The sequence below is a fragment of the Streptomyces sp. NPDC001292 genome (genome assembly GCF_042896465.1).
Classification (GTDB): Bacteria; Actinomycetota; Actinomycetes; order Streptomycetales; family Streptomycetaceae; genus Streptomyces.
Genome location: NZ_JBIAXG010000032.1, coordinates 21,780 through 37,351, shown reverse-complemented (window position 1 = coordinate 37,351; position 15,572 = coordinate 21,780). Strand labels below are relative to the sequence as shown.

Annotated in this window: 11 protein-coding genes and 1 riboswitch; of the genes, 2 read left to right on the top strand and 9 right to left on the bottom strand. The window is 73.4% G+C overall.

Translation table 11 applies throughout. From position 1 onward, the window contains the following. Positions 1-3 precede the first annotated feature (3 nt). The 9 genes from cobI to ACFY4A_RS28665 form a co-directional block, all read right to left on the bottom strand. Complete coding sequence (cobI, locus tag ACFY4A_RS28705) at positions 4-753, bottom strand: precorrin-2 C(20)-methyltransferase (protein WP_390832245.1); 750 nt, start codon at positions 751-753, stop codon at positions 4-6. Further along, the gene (locus ACFY4A_RS28700) at positions 750-2,135 is read right to left on the bottom strand and encodes a cobyrinate a,c-diamide synthase (RefSeq protein WP_390832244.1); all 1,386 of its coding nucleotides are present in this window, start codon (positions 2,133-2,135) and stop codon (positions 750-752) included. The genes cobI and ACFY4A_RS28700 overlap by 4 nt, the downstream gene beginning before the upstream one ends. Then, positions 2,129-2,728, bottom strand: a complete 600-nt coding sequence (cobO, locus tag ACFY4A_RS28695) for a cob(I)yrinic acid a,c-diamide adenosyltransferase (protein ID WP_390832243.1) — start codon at positions 2,726-2,728, stop codon at positions 2,129-2,131. The genes ACFY4A_RS28700 and cobO overlap by 7 nt, the downstream gene beginning before the upstream one ends. After that, entirely contained in the window at positions 2,728-4,791 is a 2,064-nt protein-coding gene (locus tag ACFY4A_RS28690) for a putative cobaltochelatase (RefSeq protein ID WP_390832242.1), read from the bottom strand. The genes cobO and ACFY4A_RS28690 overlap by 1 nt, the downstream gene beginning before the upstream one ends. Before the next feature lie 169 nt (positions 4,792-4,960). Beyond that, entirely contained in the window at positions 4,961-8,611 is a 3,651-nt protein-coding gene (cobN, locus tag ACFY4A_RS28685; protein WP_390832241.1) for a cobaltochelatase subunit CobN, read from the bottom strand. Further along, positions 8,608-10,116: a cobyric acid synthase gene (locus ACFY4A_RS28680; RefSeq protein WP_390832240.1), complete on the bottom strand. Its 1,509-nt coding sequence runs from the start codon at positions 10,114-10,116 to the stop codon at positions 8,608-8,610. The genes cobN and ACFY4A_RS28680 overlap by 4 nt, the downstream gene beginning before the upstream one ends. Beyond that, complete coding sequence (locus ACFY4A_RS28675; RefSeq protein WP_390832239.1) at positions 10,113-11,054, bottom strand: cobalamin biosynthesis protein; 942 nt, start codon at positions 11,052-11,054, stop codon at positions 10,113-10,115. The genes ACFY4A_RS28680 and ACFY4A_RS28675 overlap by 4 nt, the downstream gene beginning before the upstream one ends. A 99-nt stretch (positions 11,055-11,153) precedes the next feature. Next, positions 11,154-11,298, bottom strand: a riboswitch (cobalamin riboswitch). A gap of 190 nt (positions 11,299-11,488) precedes the next feature. Continuing rightward, entirely contained in the window at positions 11,489-11,713 is a 225-nt protein-coding gene (locus ACFY4A_RS28670; protein WP_390832238.1) for a hypothetical protein, read from the bottom strand. A gap of 32 nt (positions 11,714-11,745) precedes the next feature. Then, positions 11,746-13,002, bottom strand: a complete 1,257-nt coding sequence (locus tag ACFY4A_RS28665; protein WP_390832237.1) for an anion permease — start codon at positions 13,000-13,002, stop codon at positions 11,746-11,748. 167 nt (positions 13,003-13,169) lie between these two features. On the opposite strand from ACFY4A_RS28665, the gene ACFY4A_RS28660 reads away from it, so the two are divergent. Next, on the top strand, positions 13,170-13,913 hold the full coding sequence (locus ACFY4A_RS28660) for a class II aldolase/adducin family protein (RefSeq protein WP_390832236.1): 744 nt from the start codon (positions 13,170-13,172) through the stop codon (positions 13,911-13,913). A 247-nt stretch (positions 13,914-14,160) separates the two neighbouring features. After that, entirely contained in the window at positions 14,161-15,288 is a 1,128-nt protein-coding gene (locus ACFY4A_RS28655) for an alpha/beta hydrolase (RefSeq protein ID WP_390832235.1), read from the top strand. Positions 15,289-15,572 lie beyond the last annotated feature (284 nt).

Sequence of the window (15,572 nt, the reverse complement as noted above, 5' to 3'; positions counted from 1 at the left end):
GGCTCACAGCTTGCCGCCCCGCCCGCCCTCGCGCCGCGCGGGCGCGAGGAGCGTCGAGAGGTACGGCAGCGGGGCCCCGTCGAGCCCCGAGGCCGGCCGGATCGACTCCTCCGGCAGCCCCAGCGCCGACCCCCACACCGCGTCGTCGATCCGCCCGCTCTCCCGCAGCGCCTCGGCCACCTCCCGCGCCTGCCGCCCGAACTTGTACGCCACGACGGTCCCGGGCCCGCTCAGCGCCTCCTTGAGCACGGCGGCCCCCGCGGTGACCGGCACGAGCGTCAGCGGCTCGGTGCCCTCGGTCAGCACGGCCCCCGAACGCGCCGCCAGATCCTGCATCGCGGTGATCCCGGGCACGGTCTCCACCACGGTCCCCGGCACCAGCCCCACGACGGTCTGCGCGAGATACGTGAAGGTCGAATAGACGTTGGGATCGCCGATGGTGGCGAAGGCGACCGTGCCGCGGGCTTCGAGCAGCCCGGCGACCCGCTCCCCGGCCGCGTCCCACGCGGCCTCCCGCCGCGCCCGGTCCGACCGCTCGTTCAGCGCGAACACCACCCGGACGACCTTCTCCGCGGGCACGTAGTGCAGCACGGTCGCCTCGGCACGCCCCCGTTCCCCGCCGTCCGTTCCGTCGGACGCGCCCATGACGGGCACGACGACGACGTCCGCGGCACGCAGGGCGTTGACGCCCTTGACGGTCACCAGCTCCGGATCGCCGGGCCCCACCCCGACTCCGATCAGCCTGCTGCTCATGACGTCCGGCACCTCTCGACGAACCGACGGGCGACACCGGGCGCGGCGGCCCAGTGCGTGTGCAGATAACTCGCGTGCACGTTCTTCCGTACGAAGCCTTCGACCCGCCGCTCCGGAACGCGCACGCCCCAGGCGGGGGCCGCCGCTCCCGTCCCCCAGCCGGGCTCGACGACGGTCCGGTGGAACTCGTGCCCCCGCATCCGCTCCCCGGCCCCGGCGAGCACGCTGTCGCTGACGGCCACGGCGTCCCGGTAGCCGAGCGTGAGCCGCCCGGTCATCCGCGCCGAGGCGTCCAGCACCCCGCACATGGGCTGCCCGTCCAGCTGCCGGCACAGATACAGCAGCCCGGCACACTCGGCGGCGACGGGAGCACCGCCGAGCGCGAGCTCGGCGACGGCTCCGCGCAACGGCTCGTTGGCGGACAGCTCCGCCGCGTACACCTCGGGAAACCCGCCCCCGACGACCAGCCCGCGGGTCCCCTCGGGCAGTCGCTCGTCCCGCAGCGGGTCGAAGGGCACGACCTCGGCCCCGGCGGCACCGAGCAACTCGGCGTGCTCGGCGTAGGAGAAGGTGAAGGCCGCCCCTCCGGCCAGGGCGACTCTCGGCCTGTCCCGGGGGCACTCCCCGCTCGAGGGGGGCAGGACCTCGGCCGCGTCCCAAGCCGCACAGGACAACGCCCCCGCAGTGCGCGCCACCGCGGCCAGCGCCTCCAGGTCGCACCCGTCGGAGACCTGCGCCGCCATCGCCGCCACCGCGTCCACGGCCGCCGCCCGCCGCTCGGCGACCGGCACCAGGCCGAGATGGCGAGAGGGCGTGTCGACCTGCTCGACCCGCCGAAGAACTCCCAGCACGGGCACCCCGACCGAGTCCAGTGCCTCGCGCAGCAGCACCTCGTGCCGGTCGGAGGCCACCTTGTTGAGGATCACGCCTCCGACCCGCACCTCGGGATCCCACGTCACGAACCCGTGCACCAGCGCCGCCACCGACCGGGACTGCGACGACGCGTCGACGACCAGCACCACCGGCGCCCGCAACAGCTTCGCCACCTGCGCGGTGGACGCCAGTTCTCCCTCCCCGGCGGCCCCGTCGTACAGCCCCATCACGCCCTCGACGACGGCGATGTCACACCCGCGTGCCCCGTGCAGGAACAACGGCCCGATCAGCTCCGGCCCGCACAGGTACGCGTCCAGGTTCCGCCCCGCACGCCCGGTGGCGAGCCCGTGATACCCGGGATCGATGTAGTCCGGGCCGACCTTGTGCGGGGACACCGAAAGGCCCCGCCGGGTCAGCGCGGCCATCAGCCCCGTGGCGACGGTGGTCTTGCCGCTGCCCGACGAGGGCGCGGCGACGACCAGCCGGGGCACGGACAGGCACGTCACCACTCGATGCCCCTCTGGCCCTTCTGCCCGGCGTCCATCGGATGCTTGACCTTGGACATGTCGGTGACGAGGTCGGCGAAGTCCACCAGCTTCTGCGGCGCGTTCCGCCCGGTGATCACCACGTGCTGGGTCCCGGGCCGGTTCCGCAGCACGTCCACGACCTCGTCGGTGTCGACCCAGCCCCAGTGCATCGGATACGCGAACTCGTCGAGCACGTAAAGCCGGTACGTCTCGGCGGCCAGGTCCCGCCTGACCTGCTCCCAGCCCTCACGAGCCTTCTGCTCGTTGTCCATCTGTGCGTCCCGCTGCACCCAGGACCAGCCCTCGCCCATCTTGTGCCACGCGACGGACCCGCCCTCGCCCGAGTCGCCGAGCACCCGCAGCGCGCGCTCCTCGCCGACCCGCCACTTCGCCGACTTGACGAACTGGAACACTCCGATCGGCCAGCCCTGGTTCCAGGCGCGCAGCGCCAGCCCGAAGGCGGCGGTGGACTTGCCCTTGCCGACCCCGGTGTGCACGACGACCAGCGGACGGTTGCGCCGCTGACGGGTCGTCAGCCCGTCCTCCGGTACGACGCTCGGCTGCCCCTGAGGCATTACGCGGCCCTCCTCGAAGTCCCCTGGACGTCCCTGACAAGTCCGGCGATGCTGTCCGCCCGCAGCTCGTCCAACGTCACGGCCGTACCGCCCAGTTCACCCGCGAGCTGCCCGGCGAGTCCCAGCCGCACCGGCCCCGACTCGCAGTCCACGACCACGGAGGCGATCCCCTCGGCCGCGAACAGCCGCGCCGCGCGCCCGGCCAGGGCCACCGGCTCCGTCCCACCCGTCCGACCACCACCCCGGCCGGAGGCGCTTCGCGCCGCCCCTGTGTCGGTGGCCCGCCCGTCGGTCACCACCACGACCAGCGCCCGCCGCGCGGGATCACGCAGCCGCTCGACCCGCAGCACCTCGTGGGCGCGCAGCAGCCCGGCCGCCAGCGGAGTGCGCCCGCCCGTCGGCAGTGACTCCAGCCGGACCGCGGCGGCGTCGACGGACGACGTCGGCGGCAGCGCGACCTGGGCGTCCTTGCCCCGGAAGGTCACCAGCCCCACCTTGTCCCGCCGCTGATAGGCGTCGAGGAGCAGCGACAGCACCGCGCCCTTCACGGCGCTCATCCGCTGCCGCGCGGCCATCGAGCCGGAGGCGTCGACGACGAACAGCACGAGGTTCCCCTCACGCCCCTCGCGGGTCGCCTGCCGCAGATCGTCCCGGCGGACCACCAGCCCCGGCCCGGAGCGCCCACGTGTCCGCTGGTGCGGGGCGGCGGCCTGCACGGTGGCCGCCAGGTGCAGCCTGGTCAGGGCGCCTCGGGGCCGCCGCGCCCCGATCGTGCGCCCGTGCTCGGTCCGCGCCCGCGAACGCCGCCCGGCGGAGCCCTCGCCGAGGCCGGGCACGCTCAGCACCTTGGTGCGGAACGGCTCGGAGGCTCGTACGGCGGACTGCTCACCCGCGCCGGCACCGGAGGGCTGCGGCTCGCCGCCGTCGCCGGCCTCGGGCTGCGCGGCCGAGCCGCCGTCCTGCGGGCCGCCGTCGTCGGGCGCCGGCTGCCCGCCGCCACCGCCGGGGCCGCCGTCCGGATCGGAGTCGGGGTCGGGATCGTCGTCCTCCGGGTCCCCGAACTGCTCCAGCGTCTCGTCGAGCTTGTCCTCGTCGAGCCCCGGCGCGTCGAAGGGGTTGCGCCGCCGCCGGTGCGGGAGGGCCAGCAGAGCGGCCTGCCGTACGTCCTCGGCGAGCACATCGGTGCGCCCGGCCCAGGCCGCCAGCGCGGTCGCGGTCCGCGCCATCACGATGTCGGCCCGCATCCCGTCCACCTCGAAAGCGCTGCACGTGGCCGCGATCTGCCGCAGCGCCCCGTCCCCGAGCCGCACCGACGGCAGCAACTCCCGCGCGGCGACGATCCGCTGCCGCACAGCGGCCTCCTCGGCGGCCCAGCGAGCGGCGAACCCCTTCGGGTCGTCGTCGTGGGCCAGCCTGCGCCGTACGACCTCCACCCGCTCCTCGGGCTCCCGCGAGGCTGCGACCTCCACGGTCAGCCCGAACCTGTCGAGGAGCTGGGGCCGCAGCTCGCCCTCCTCCGGGTTCATGGTCCCGACCAGCAGGAAACGGGCGGCGTGCCGTACGGAGACGCCCTCGCGCTCGACGTGGCAGGCACCCATGGCGGCGGCATCCAGCATGCCGTCGACGAGGTGGTCGGAGAGGAGGTTGACCTCATCGACGTAGAGGATGCCGCGGTGAGCGTGGGCGAGCAGACCGGGTTCGTAGGCCTTCACGCCTTCCGAGAGCGCACGCTCGATGTCGAGGGCGCCGATCAGCCGATCCTCGGAGGCGCCGACGGGCAGTTCGACCATACGGGTCGGCCGGGACTCGAAGGCCCCTGCGGAATGCGGGCCGTCGGGGCAGGTGGGATCGGGGGAGCCGGGATCGCACGAGAACCGACATCCGGAGACGACGTCGACGTCCGGTAGGAGCGCGGCCAGCGCTCTTACCGCGGTTGACTTCGCGGTCCCTTTCTCCCCGCGGACGAGGACGCCGCCCACCCGCGGCGAAACCGCGTTGAGCAACAAGGCCAACCGCAGATCGTCCTGACCGACGATGGCGGTGAACGGGTAGGGCGCGCTCACGCGATGATCACTCCTCCGAGCGACTCGGGGGCGGTTGGTCGGCGGTCTGACACGAGGCTGGTCAGAGTGGGGATGTGCTCCCCGCCGACGCGGGGGTGGTCCGAACGTCGACACTCGCGATCACGAACTGGTCGATTGCTCCCCGCCAGCGCGGGGGTTCCCAGGGAGATCACGCGTCTCCCTCCAGATCTCCCTCAAGTTCGAGGTAGGTCGCCCGGAGCCGGTCCAGGGTCTCCTGGTCCGGCTCCGCCCACAGCCCGCGCTCCGCCGCCTCCAGCAGCCGCTCGGTGATGCCGCGCAGCGCCCAGGGGTTGGACTTGCGCATGAAGTCCTGGTTCTCCGGGGAGAAGACGTACTCGGCGCTGAGCTTCTCGTACATCCAGTCGTCCACGACCCCGGCCGTGGCGTCGTACCCGAAGAGGTAGTCCACGGTCGCCGCCATCTCGAAGGCGCCCTTGTAGCCGTGCCTTCTCATCGCGCTCATCCAGCGTGGGTTGACCACACGTGCCCGGAAGACCCGGTGGGTCTCCTCACTGAGGGTCCGCGTCTTCACCTGGTCCGGTACGGCGGAGTCTCCGACGTACGCCTCGGGGCTCGCCCCCGTCAGATGCCGCACCATGGCCACCATGCCGCCGTGGTACTGGAAGTAGTCGTCGGCGTCCGCGATGTCATGTTCTCTCGTGTCGACATTCTTCGCCGCCACCGCGATCCGCCGGAACGCCGTCTCCATGTCCCCGCGCGCCGCCCGCCCGTCGAGCCCGCGCCCATACGCGTAACCGCCCCACACCGCGTACACCTCGGCGAGGTCCGCGTCGGAGCGCCAGTTGCGCGCGTCGATCAGCGGCAGCAGACCGGCGCCGTACGCGCCCGGCTTGGAGCCGAAGACGCGGGCCGTGGCGCGGCGCCGGTCGCCGTGCCCGGCGGTGTCCTCGTCGGCGTGGGCCTTCACGAAGTTCCGCTCGGCGGGCTCGTCCAGCTCCGCCACCGCCCGTACCGCGTCGTCGATCAGCCCGACGACGTGCGGGAACGCGTCCCGGAAGAAGCCCGAGATACGGACCGTCACGTCGATGCGCGGCCGGCCCAGCTCCTCCAGGGAGACCACCTCGAAGCCGGTCACCCGGCGGGAGGCCTCGTCCCACACCGGGCGGCAGCCCAGCAGCGCCAGGATCTCGGCGATGTCGTCGCCCTGGGTGCGCATCGCGGACGTGCCCCAGACCGTCAGGCCGACCGACTCCGGGTACTCGCCCGTGTCCTGGAGATAGCGGGCCACCAGCGAGTCCGCTAGCGACTGGCCGACCTCCCAACTCAGCCGCGACGGGATCGCCTTTGGGTCGACCGAGTAGAAGTTGCGCCCGGTCGGCAGCACGTTGACCAGGCCCCGGGTCGGGGAGCCGGACGGTCCCGCGGGGACGTAACCGCCGTCCAGCGCCCGCAGGATGTGGCCGATCTCGTCCGTCGTGCGGGCGAGCCGCGGCACGACCTCGGTGCAGGCGAACTCCAGCACGGCCGCCGCGTCCGGGAGTTCGGTGCCCAGCACCTCCCGTACGAGCGCCGGACCCGCGTCGGCCGCCCAGCCGCGCTCCTCCATGCCCTCGGCGATCCGTCGGCACAGCTGCTCCAGCAGGTCGATGGCGTCCGCCGCCGTGCGCGAGGGACCCTCCACCAGGTCCGTCAGCTCCACCGGCACCTTCACCGGAGCGCCCGGCTCGGCCAGCAACTCCTTCTCCACCAGACCGAAGTGCTCCGCGATACAGGCGCGCAGCCCCGGCAGCGCGTTCGCCTGCCCGCCCCACACCTGCGAGGCGCGCAGCACGGCCAGCACCAGGTTCACCCGCGGCTCGCCGACCGGGCCGCCGCCGAGGATGTGCAGACCGTCCCTGATCTGCACGTCCTTGATCTCGCACAGATAGCCGTCGATGTGCATGACGAACTCGTCGAACGCGTCGTCGTCCGGCTGCTCGTCCACATGCAGGTCGTGGTGCAGCTCGGCGGCCTTGACCAGGGTCCAGATCTGGGCCCGTACGGCGGGCGCCTTGACCGGGTCCAGGTCGGAGACGAGCGCGTACTCGTCGAGGAGCTGCTCCAGTTTGGCCAGGTCGCCGTACGTGTCCGCGCGCGCCATCGGCGGGACGAGGTGGTCGACGACCGTGGCGTGCCCGCGCCGCTTGGCCTGGGTGCCCTCGCCGGGGTCGTTGACGATGAACGGGTACACCAGCGGCAGGTCACCGAGCACCGCGTCCGGCGCGCATCCGCGTGACAGGCCCAGCCCCTTGCCGGGCAGCCACTCCATCGTGCCGTGCTTGCCCATGTGCACGATCGCGTCGGCGCCGAACGAGTTCTCCAGCCACCGGTAGGCCGCCATGTAGTGGTGGGACGGCGGCATGTCGGGGTCGTGGTAGATCGCGATCGGGTTCTCGCCGAAGCCGCGCGGCGGCTGGATCATGACGACCACGTTCCCGAACCGGAGGGAGGCCAGGACGATGTCGTCGCCGTCGACGTACAGGCTGCCCGGCGGCTCGCCCCACGCCTCCGTCATCGCGTCCCGCAGCTCCGGGTCCAGCCGGTCGAACCACGCCCGGTAGTCGGCCAGCGGCACGCGCGCGGGTGCGGCGGCCAGCTGCTCCTCCGTCAGCCACTCCACGTCGTGTCCGCCGGCCTCGATGAGGCGGTGGATGAGCTCGTCGCCGTTGTCGGGGTGGCCCTCGACCGCGTACCCCGCGTCCCGCAGCGCGTCCAGCACCCGTACCGCCGATGCCGGAGTGTCGAGCCCCACCGCGTTGCCGACCCGCGAGTGCTTGGTCGGGTAGGCCGTGAAGACGAGGGCGATCCGCTTCTCCGCGTCGGCCTTGTGCCTCAACCGCGCGTGCCGTACGGCGATCCCGGCGACCCGGGCGGCCCGCTCCGGGTCGGCCGCGTACACCGGCACGTCGTCCGGGCCCCGCTCCTTGAAGGAGAACGGGACGGTGATCAGCCGCCCGTCGAACTCCGGGATCGCGACCTGCATGGCCGCGTCCATGGGGGACAGCGCGGCGTCGGACTCGTCCCACGCGGCGCGCGAGGAGGTCAGGCAGAGCCCTTGCAGCACCGGGACGTCCAGGTCCGCGAGCGCCCCGATGTCCCAGGCCTCCTCCTCGCCGCCCGCCGAGGCCTGCGAGGCGTGCGTGCCGCCGGCCGCGAGGACGGTGGCGACCAGGGCGTCGGCGCGCCCGAGGATCTCGTACAGCCCGGCGTCCGCACCACGGAGTGAACCGCAGTAGACGGGAAGGGCGTTGGCGCCGTGCGCCTCGATCGCGTCGCACAGGGTGTCGACGAACGCGCTGTTGCCGCTCAGTTCGTGGGCGCGGTAGAAGAGCACGCCGACGGTCGGGCGGCCGGCCACGAGGGCACGTTCGCCGTGGACGCCGTATTCGGGCATCCTCCGCGGCTCCTCGAAGCCCTCGCCGGTCAGCAGCACCGTGTCGGAGAGGAAACGGGCGAGTTCCGCCAGGTTCTCCGGGCCGCCCTCGACGAGGTACTTCAGCGCCTCCGCCACCACTCCGGCCGGCACCGACGACTCCGCCATCAGCTCGGCGTCCGGTACGGCCTCTCCACCCAGCAGCACGGTCGGGACCCCGGAGGCCTTCAGCGCGGCCAGCCCGTCCTCCCAGGCGCGCTTGCCGCCGAGCAGCCGTACGACGGCGATGTCCGCGCCGTCGAGCAGCCCCGGAAGCTCCTCACCGACGTCCACGCGAGTCGGGTTGCCGATCCGGTAGGAGGCGGCCGAGGCTCGGGCGGCGAGCAGATCGGTGTCGGCGGTCGACAACAACAACACTGTGCTCATGCGGGCGCTCCCGGTGGAATGAAAGGCAGTCCTTGCGGCGCGCCCGACTCGATGAGCCGCCAGAGCGCGTCCGTGTCCGCGTGCTGTTCGATCAGGTCGCCGAGCCGGTCGAGCTGCTCCTCGCGCAGCGCGGCGAACGAGGTGTCGGGCGCCGGCACGAAACGGCGGCCGGCGGCGGTCGCCACCTCGCGCAGGAAGGCCCGCCGGAACCCGTCCGACTCCAGTGAGCCGTGCCAGTGCGTGCCCCAGACGGCCCCGACCCGGCAGCCGTCCAGGAAGGCTTCGCCGCCGCTGACTTCGGCGACCCCGTGGTGGATCTCGTATCCCTCGACCCGTTCACCGAGGGCTTCGCCCCGCGGGCGGGTGAGGGTCTTCTCGCGGGCGAACCTGACCCGTACGGGCAGCAGGCCCAGCCCGTCGACATGTCCGCGCCGGCTCTCCACGTCGTCCTCGATGTGCTCGCCGAGGATCTGGAAGCCGCCGCAGACGCCGAGCACCGGCCGCCCCCGGGCCGCCCTGCTCGCCAGGGCGCGCGCGAGCCCCCGCTCCCGCAGCCATTCCAGCGCCCTGACCGTGCCCCGCGTGCCGGGCACGACGACGAGGTCGGCGTCGGTCAGTTCCTCGGGCCGGTCCACGAACCGCACGACGACGCCCGGTTCGGCGGCGAGCGCGTCCACGTCGGTGAAGTTGGACATCAGCGGGACGGCGCAGACGGCGACCCGCAGCACCTCCTCGCCGACCGGCGGCGCCACGGTGGACTCCCGCACAGCGCCCCGTAGCGAGACCCGGAGCCCGTCCTCCTCGTCGATGCCGAGCCCGTGCCGGAACGGCAGGACGCCGTACGTGCGCCGTCCGGTGAGCCGGTGCAGCATGTCGAGCCCGGGTTCGAGCAGCGAGACGTCCCCGCGGAACTTGTTGACGAGGAACCCGGCGACGAGCTCCTGATCCTCCGGCGACAGCAGGGCGAGCGTGCCGAAGAAGGAGGCGAAGACGCCGCCGCGGTCGATGTCGCCGACGACGAGCACGGGCAGCCGCGCGCCGCGCGCGATCCCCATGTTGACGATGTCGGTCCGGCGCAGGTTGATCTCCGCCGGGCTGCCCGCCCCCTCGCAGATCACCGCGTCGTACGTGCTCCGCAACTCGGCGAGACAGTCCAGCACGGTGCCGAGGAGCTTTCGCTGCCGGCCGCCGTGGTAGCCGCGGGCGCTCAACTCGCCCACCGGCCTGCCCAGCAGCACCACCTGGCTGCTCTGCTCGCCGCCCGGCTTGAGCAGCACCGGGTTCATCAGCGCGGTGGGCTCGATCCGGCACGCCTGGGCCTGCATGGCCTGCGCCCGTCCGATCTCGGCGCCCTCACGGGTGACGAAGGAGTTGAGGGACATGTTCTGCGCCTTGAAGGGGGCGACCTTCACGCCCTGGCGCACCAGCCACCGGCAGATCCCGGCCGTGACGACGCTCTTCCCGGCGTCGGAGGTGGTGCCGGCGACGAGCAGACCGCCGCTCATGACGTCCGTCCTCTCTTCAGCAGCCGTACGCCCGCGCACACGCCGAGCGCGAGCCAGCCCACGCGGCGGGAGAGCCGTACCGCGCGCTCGATGTCACCGGGCCGGACGGCGCGTCCGGCGCCGTTGAGCACCGGGCGGTGCTCCACGCGCCCGCCGTACGAGAGCGTGCCGCCCAGCCGCACCCCGAGCGCCCCCGCGAACGCGGCCTCCACCGGGCCGGCGTTGGGGCTCGGGTGCTTGCCGGCGTCGGCGCGCCAGGCCCGTACGGCACCGCGCGGGTCGTCGCCCGCAACGGCCGCCAGAGCGGCGGTCAGTCGCGCCCCCGGCCATCCGGCGAGGTCGTCGAGCCGGGCCGAGGCCCAGCCGTAGCGGCGGTACCGGGGGGACTTGTGCCCCACCATGGCGTCCAGGGTGTTGACCGCGCGGAAGCCGAGGAGCCCCGGCACACCGGCGGCGGCGCCCCACACCAGCGCGCCCACGACCGCGTCGGAGGTGTTCTCGGCGACGGACTCGACGACGGCCCGGGCGATCCCGTCGGTGTCCAGCGCCTGCGGATCGCGCCCGCACAGATGCGGCAGCCGCGCCCGGGCGCCCTCGACGTCCCCGGCCCGCAGCGCGTGCCCGATCTCCCGTGCCTCCCGGGCGAGGGAGGTCCCGCCGACGACGGTCCAGGTGGCGGCGGCGGTCAGCGCGACGGACGCGGCACGGGAGGGACGTGCGGCGGACGCGGCCAGCGCGGCCGACGACACGACACCACCCGCGCACACGGCGGTGTGCAGGGCGCCCCAGCCGCGGTGGTCCCGCCACAGCGCGCGTTCCACGGCACCCGCGGCCCGTCCGAACACGGCGACGGGGTGCCCGCGGCGCGGATCGCCGAGGAGCAGGTCACCGAGGAGGCCGGCGGCGGCGCCGTACGCGAAGACGCGATCGGCACCCATCGGGTCAGCCGGTCGTGGGGTGGGTCAGTGAGTCGCTGGTGAACCTCGGTCGGCAGCCGCGCATGGCGATATGTCCTCACTCAGGGTGTCCACGCCCTGGTTCGACGAGACCGGCGGTGAGAGTTCCTGGCTCCCGGGGAGGTTCTTCCCCGGTCACAGTGGCGGGACCGCGCCGGATTCGCACCGGACTTCCTCTTCTGCCGCCGTACTTGGCTCCGGCAGTCCACCACGCACCGCGAACGCCCGTCAACCTGCCGTTGACCTGCGCAGGGGTTCTGAGATGAGGCCCACACCGCGGGACGCGCCGGACACGGGAAACCGCCCTTCCCGGGCCGTCGTGGGGACGGTCCGGGAAGGGCGGGCGACGTGGTGGGGCGCGGCTCGGACCCGGTTGCCCGGATCCTGGTCGCGCGGTGCCTGCCGGGGCACTACAACTAGGCCACGATCAGGTAGATCCCGTAGGCCACGGCGGCGGCGCACGCGGCGAAGCAGGCGTAGGCGCCGGTGACCGCGAGGGCCCCGCCGCCGTCGCCCTGGGCGACGGCCCGCTCGCGGTGGGAGAGACCGGCGATGCCGAGGGTGAACAGGGCCACGAGGCCCACCGCGACGCCGAGGCTGACGCCGAAGACGGAGCCGAGGGCCGCCCAGTCGATCTTCATCTGCTTCTCTTCCTTCTGCCTGTGGCGCGGGCTCAGACGGCGGCGGCCGGCGGGGTCGCCGCGGACGCGGGGTCACCGGCGGACGCGGAGGCCTGGGCGGGGATCGTGGCCGTGAGCTCCTCGGTCACCGGGGAGGCCGGGGGCGGGGTGACGGCGGCGATGGCCTGGGTGACCACGCCGGCCGGCTCCTCGGTGTCGTTGACGTTGGTGTGGTCGACGACCTCGCGGCGGGAGATCTTCCAGATCGCGGCGCTGGAGGCCACCAGGAACACGGCGACGAGCCAGGTGCCCCAGTCGCCGAGGCGCGTCACGGCCTCCGCGCCGGCCCCGACCAGGGCCGCGGCGGGCAGCGTGAGCGCCCAGGCGACGGCCATGCGGGTCGCGGTGGACCAGCGGACCACGCCGCCCTTGCGGCCCAGACCCGCGCCCATCACCGAACCGGAGACGACGTGCGTGGTGGACAGGGAGAAGCCGAGGTGGGAGGAGGCCAGGATGGCGGTGGCCGCGCTGGTCTGGGCGGCGAAGCCCTGCTGCGGCTGGAGGTCGGTCAGGCCCTTGCCCATGGTGCGGATGATGCGCCAGCCGCCGATGTAGGTGCCGAGCGCGATGGCCACGCCGGCGGAGAGGATGACCCAGGTGGGAGGGTTGGAGCCGGGGGCGAGGGCGCCGCCGGCGATCAGGGCGAGGGTGATGACGCCCATCGTCTTCTGCGCGTCGTTGGTGCCGTGGGCCAGCGAGACCAGGCCGGCGGAGGCGATCTGTCCGGCGCGGTGGCCCTTCTCGGCCGCCTTGCCGTCCGACTTGCTGCCGATGCCGTACGACAGCCGGGTCGAGACCAGCGCGGCCAGACCCGCGACGACAGGGGCGGCGACCGCCGGGATGAGGACCTTGGTGAGCAGGACACCGCCGTGCACGGCGCTGAAGCCGGCCGAGGCGATGGTGGCGCCGATCAGACCGCCCATGAGGGCGTGCGAGGAGCTGGAGGGGAGTCCGACCAGCCAGGTCAGCAGGTTCCAGAGGATCGCGCCCACCAGGGCGGCGAAGATGACCTCGGGACGGATGCCGCCCTCGTCGACGAGACCCTTGGAGATCGTGTTGGCGACCTCCACGGAGAGGAAGGCGCCCACCAGGTTCAGCACGGCGGACATGGCCACCGCGACCTTGGGCTTGAGTGCACCGGTCGAGATGGTCGTGGCCATCGCGTTGGCGGTGTCGTGGAAACCGTTCGTGAAATCGAACGCGAGTGCGGTGATAACCACCATCGCGAGGATCAGCGAGAAGCTTTCCATTTACCCAGGCAATCGTTCGAGCGTCATTGGCGCGTTGAACGTAGGTAACCCGGGTGAACGGAAGATGAACTGAGACGGTCATCGGGGTGTCCGTTCTCGCGGTCCGGCGGGGAGAGAGCGGTCGCCCGTGGGAGGTGTCCTGGGAGGTGTCCTGGCAGGATCGGCGCATGACCGGACAGCGGCGGGACCGAGCGGACGTACAAGCGGACGTACAAGGGGAGCGGGTGGACCTACGAGGGGCCCGAGCGGACGTGTCGGAGGACATGGCCCACGCCTGGCGGGCGCTGGTCGCGGCGGCCCGCCGCACGGTGTCGGACGGACTGGTCGTCGGCACCTCCGGCAACGTGTCCGTACGCGTGGGCGACACCGTGCTCGTCACCCCCTCGGGCGTCCCTTACGAACGGCTCACGGACGACGACGTCACCGGCGTCGACCTGGACGGCCGGCAGGTGCTCGGCACCCTGGTGCCGACCAGCGAGCTGCCCATGCACCTCGCGGTCTACCGCAGCACCGACGCGGGCGCCGTCGTCCACACCCACGCCGTGCACGCGACGGCCGTCTCGACCCTCGTCACCGAGCTCCCGCTGATCCACTACATGGCCGGCGCGCTCGGCGGGCCCGTCCGCGTGGCCCCGTACGCCGCGTACGGCACCGAGGAGCTGGCCGGGAACATGCTGCGCGCCCTCGCCGGCCGCACCGGCTGCCTGCTGCGCAACCACGGCACGGTCACCTACGGCGCCACCCTCGACCAGGCCTACGACCGCACGGCCCAACTGGAGTGGATGTGCCGTGTGTGGCTGGCGGCGTCCTGCGTCCCCGGCCTGACACCGGCTCTGCTGACGCCGGAGCAACTGGCGGAGGCGGGGGAGCGGCTGCGGGCGTACGGACAGCCGGGGCAGGGATCGGGATAGGGCAGGGGCAGGGGCAGGGATGGGGATGGGGATGGGGATGGGACAGGGACAGGGACAGGGATAGGCAGGGACAGGGACAGGGGGCAGGGGCGGGCCCCCGGGCAGGGACCGGGGACGGCGCGGGACGGCAGCCCCGTGTGCGGGCCGCGCGGGAATGAACGCCGCTCTTCATGGAACCCGCGCGGACATGTCACGCCGACCCTCCGTCCCACTGGCCGGTGACCGGGTGCGCCAGGACACTGGAGCCGTGCCCACTGTCAAAGCGACGGCCGCGGCCGTCACCGCAGCCCTGGCGGCCGGCGCGGCGAGCGTCGCCGCGGGCCGGCTCGCCAGCGACGCCGCGCTCAAGGCGCTCCCGGGCCGGCCCCTGCCCACCGAACCCCGGCTCACCGTGCACGGCACGGCCGCCGGCCAGATCAGCCTCACCCGGGACCTCGCCTCCCTGCGCCCGGGCACCTACGGCCTGGCCGGCAACGGTTCCCACGCGGTGGTGGGCCCCGTCCTGCCCACCGCCCCGCACCGGCCCGACACCGTCGTGCGCCGGCTGGAGCGCGTCACCCACGGCACCCTGCACAGCGGCGACAAGGTGTGGCTCACCCCGAACCTGCACGTCGGCAACCCGCGCACCGCCCTCGGCATCGAGCACGCCGACGTCGACGTACCGGGCGAACTCGGCCCCCTGCCCGCCTGGTTCGTGCCCGGGGTGCGCGAGACCTGGTTGATCGCGGTGCACGGCCTGGGCGGCACCCGCGAACTCCCCATGAACATCCTGGGGTTCCTCCACCGCCGGCACTTCCCGGTGCTGGCCCTCGCGTACCGCGGCGACCTCGGCGCGCCCCGTCCGCCGGACGGACTGAACCACCTCGGCGAGACCGAGTGGCGGGACCTGGACGCGGCGATCCGCTACGCCGTGCGGTACGGGGCCGAGCGGATCGTTCTGCACGGCTGGTCCACCGGCGCCACGATGGCGCTGCGCGCCGCCACCCGCTCGGCGGTGCGCGACCGGATCGCCGGACTGGTGCTGGACTCCCCGGTGCTCAACTGGGAGGTGACGCTGCGGGCCCTGGCCCGGGCGCGGCACACCCCGGGCCCGCTGCTGCCGCTCGCGGTGCGCGCCGCGCAGGGGCGCACCGGTCTGTACGGCGACCGCCTGGCCGAGACGACGGGCCCGGAGGGGCTCACGGTACCGACGCTGATCTTCCACGGCCCGGGCGACCAGGTGGCTCCCTGGCAGCTCTCCCGCCGCCTCGCCGAACGCCGTCCCAACCTGGTCGCGCTGCACACGGTGCCGAACGCTCCGCACGGCGCGATGTGGAACGCGGACCCCGAGGGGTACGAGGAAGCCCTGCGACGCTTCCTGACACCGCTGATGTGAGGGGGGCCGGTTCCGTTTCGCCCCGTGTCACTCGCCCCGGGACCGGCGTCGGGACAGGTCTCCGGGACCATTCGTAACCGGCCGGATGGTGCCCCGTCGGCGTCCTGCCGGCCCTGCCTTGGCCTTCTCGATCGCCCGCCGTGACATTCCGTTTGGGTTTTCCGACCGTCAACCGGAAGACTGCACCCGTGACGTCCCGTATCCCGCGCGACTCCAGGCTTCGCATCGTCCGCCCACGACCCCTGGCCGCCGCCCCCCGAGCCGTGAACCAGCGGCACTCGCGC